This is a genomic window from Desulfonatronospira sp., from assembly GCA_003563255.1.
GTDB lineage: Bacteria > Desulfobacterota > Desulfovibrionia > Desulfovibrionales > Desulfonatronovibrionaceae > Desulfonatronospira.
Genome location: PWSL01000446.1, coordinates 1 through 2,860 on the forward strand (window position 1 = coordinate 1; position 2,860 = coordinate 2,860).

The 2,860-nt window shown below is 47.4% G+C and carries 3 protein-coding genes; 1 reads left to right on the forward strand and 2 read right to left on the reverse strand.

What is annotated here, in order from left to right; genetic code table 11:
* Positions 1 to 558 (reverse strand): AAA family ATPase (locus tag QZP87_RS13050; RefSeq protein WP_291323358.1); only part of this gene is annotated, 558 nt, incomplete at its 3' end.
* A 537-nt stretch (positions 559 to 1,095) separates the two neighbouring features.
* Here QZP87_RS13050 and QZP87_RS13055 point away from each other — a divergent pair.
* Complete coding sequence (locus QZP87_RS13055) at positions 1,096 to 1,512, forward strand: hypothetical protein (RefSeq protein ID WP_291323359.1); 417 nt, start codon at positions 1,096 to 1,098, stop codon at positions 1,510 to 1,512.
* A gap of 20 nt (positions 1,513 to 1,532) precedes the next feature.
* Here QZP87_RS13055 and QZP87_RS13060 read toward each other — a convergent pair whose 3' ends face one another.
* Positions 1,533 to 2,537: a WYL domain-containing protein gene (locus tag QZP87_RS13060; protein ID WP_291323360.1), complete on the reverse strand. Its 1,005-nt coding sequence runs from the start codon at positions 2,535 to 2,537 to the stop codon at positions 1,533 to 1,535.
* Between the last annotated feature and the right edge of the window lie 323 nt (positions 2,538 to 2,860).

The following is a 2,860-nucleotide window of genomic DNA, read 5'->3' on the forward strand; positions in this document are numbered from 1 at the left end:
CCGCGAGCGCGGGCTTTTGGACACAGCCTCGGGATAGCCGCCCTGGATGATCATTTCAGCCAGGGCGGCCCTGTCCAGAGCCGGAGACATAACCGGTTCAAATTCTCCCTGGATGAGCTGGGAGATTATGTTTCGACCACCGGCCTGCAGTTCCATCCAGGACAGAGGGTAAAGTTCGACCCTGGCCATGTGTCCGGGCAGAGCCTCCTGCACTCTGGCCGATCTGAAGACGTCCGCTGATCCGGTCAGCAGGAAAATGCCCTTCTGACCTGCCGCAGCATCCGAAACCATCTTGATGGCACTGACCAGTTCCGGAGCCTGCTGGAACTCGTCCAGGACCATCGGCCTGGGCAGGGCGGTCAGCAACCCCTGAGGGTCGCTTCGGGCCGAGGCCAGAAGTCCGGCGTCATCCAGAGTGAAATATTCCATGCCGATTTCCCGGGCGACGGCCCTGGCAATGGTGCTTTTCCCGGCCTGCCGCGGTCCGGTGAGATAAACAATGCGAAAATCGCCCAGCAGCTCGGTCAACCGGCCTTTGAGGTGACGCTCTATGTACATCCGGGGCCTCCTGGTCAGAGATTATGGAGTAAATATAATCCGAATTATTGCAACACATAATCCGAGTTTTTCAGAACAATAATCCGGCTTATTCAAGTCCATATTCCGATAATTACAGGGCGATTCAACAGGTGTCAATGCTGAAGAAAGCTTATCATACCTGGATTTTTCCTGATCATTGACGCAATACATACCAGACTTGGAGTTAGCTGTAGCCGGGGCAAGCTCTGAGTCCTTCTTTTCAGAAATAAAACGCTGCACTTCTTACTTGGTTATCTCATCCATATGTCTGTGCCCCTGCATTGGAAGACCCAAAAGTTTTGAGCAATAATTCTCCAAAAAAAATTCTTAAATGACCACTTTCGTCATACCTGCCTGATATGCTCACTCCAAGTCAGGAAAAGCCAGCATTTTTTCTCACTGGATAAATGCTGTTAGGGTAATCAGTACCCCGGAACCTGAGCATTTATGATTTTAAAAATCAGTAATTGGAGCGTTATTACAGACCTATCGACACTACGGCAGAGGAGTGTTTTTATGCTCGATTATATCCGGGGGCTTTGCAGGCTGAGAAGAATCAGGTTTAATATCAAGGAATGTAAGGATGAGTATTGCCTGCTAAGTGTTCTGTCTGCATTTCTAAAGGCTGAAGGCAAAGAATTGCGCAGCCTGGATACTGGGCAGACTGTATTCCCTTTGCCCATGGCCAAAAGACGGATTGTCTCAAGGCTGCCCCAGTTCAGCGAAGCTATCCACCAGCAGATAATGGTAATCAGAGCAGAGCACGAGGCAAAGCTTTCCAGGGAGAGGGTAATAAGTAAAAAGCACCAGGACTGGCCTTATAGAGTAGAATTTGATGAGTCGGTTCTTGACCGGAAAGGGGCTTTTTTGGAATACAACCATGCCCTTATCCTGACTTGTCCGGGAAAAATACCCGGCATAGACCGGGATTAATGATTGTTGTTGATCAATGGTTAACCTGACGTATCGTATTTGTTAATTGCTTTTTTCATTTCAGACATGATTTCCTGCCTCATTTCATCAGGCTTGACCACCCTGGCAGTACCCCCAAAACCCAGCAGCCACCTTTTAACATCAAACCAGCCGGAGGTGGTCATTTTCAGGGTAACACTGCCGTCAGGATTGTCTTCAATCTTCTGGTTTGGCGAAAACTGTCTTTCCTTGATGTACTTGGCCTGGCCCGGAGAAAAGACAACTTCCAGCTCAATGGGATCATCATAAACCATGTCGAAGGCCAGGGACAGCTTTTCTTCAGGATCAAAGTCCTCAGGGTATTCAAATACCTCCCTGGTCTGTTCAAGCTTTTCAATACGCTCAACCGCCAGGATCCTTATATCGCTGTAGCGTGGCACTTGTACGAACAGATAAAGACCTCCATTGCTTTCAAAAAAATGCAGAGGATCTATCTTGAAATTTTTGGTTTCCTCGCTGGAAAATGAGAAGTAGCTCACCAGGCAGGTATTATTCCTGATCATGGCCATGGTCAGGGTATCAATAATCTCTTCCTTGCCGGTGTAGTCTTTGGTCAGCTTCCTGGGGGATATAAACAAAGACTTAAGCCGGGTGACTTGTTCCTGAAATTTTTCAGGGACATATTGCGACATCCTTTTGAAGGCATCGTTGATATGTGTTTCAATATCAGTGCCTGAATAAATCCTGGACTCAGCCCTGAGCAGGTACAAAGCTATGATTTCCTTGATATCAAAGCGAATGTCAGGCAGGTTGATGTTGGGCATTTTAAACACATAGTCAGCATCGAGTTTCCATGATTTTTCCCTTCCAGGTCGATCATTATCGTCATAAATGGGAAAATTGAGCGCCTGAATGTTATCTAGCAGTCGGTAAACACTCCTTGAGGTTATTCCAAGTTTACTGGACAATTGTTTAATAGTGGCTCCCTGAGGCCTGGCAATCAAGTCCAGAGCTTTAAACAGATTAATGGTGTTTCTGCCGCGCATGGTTTCTCCTTGGGGTTATATTACCGGAAAGGGGATGCCTCTTAAGTAAATGCCCCCGGGGCCACCCGGGTGGGGCTTTTTAGACTAGAATTGTATTGGCAATCAATTCAGGTACTTAATAATTTCAGTATATTAGCCCTTGTTCCCAGGCTCCAGCCTGGGAACACCTCTTTTTTTGTGGCTCCAGCCACATTTTAAGAAGCGGCTGGAGCCGCAAGAACTAAACGCCCCCAGGCTGGAGCCTGGGAACGATTGGTGGATGTGCCAATTGTAAACTTTGGAAAATTTAGGCTTGATATGACTTGATGTTTGTGCTTTTGTGA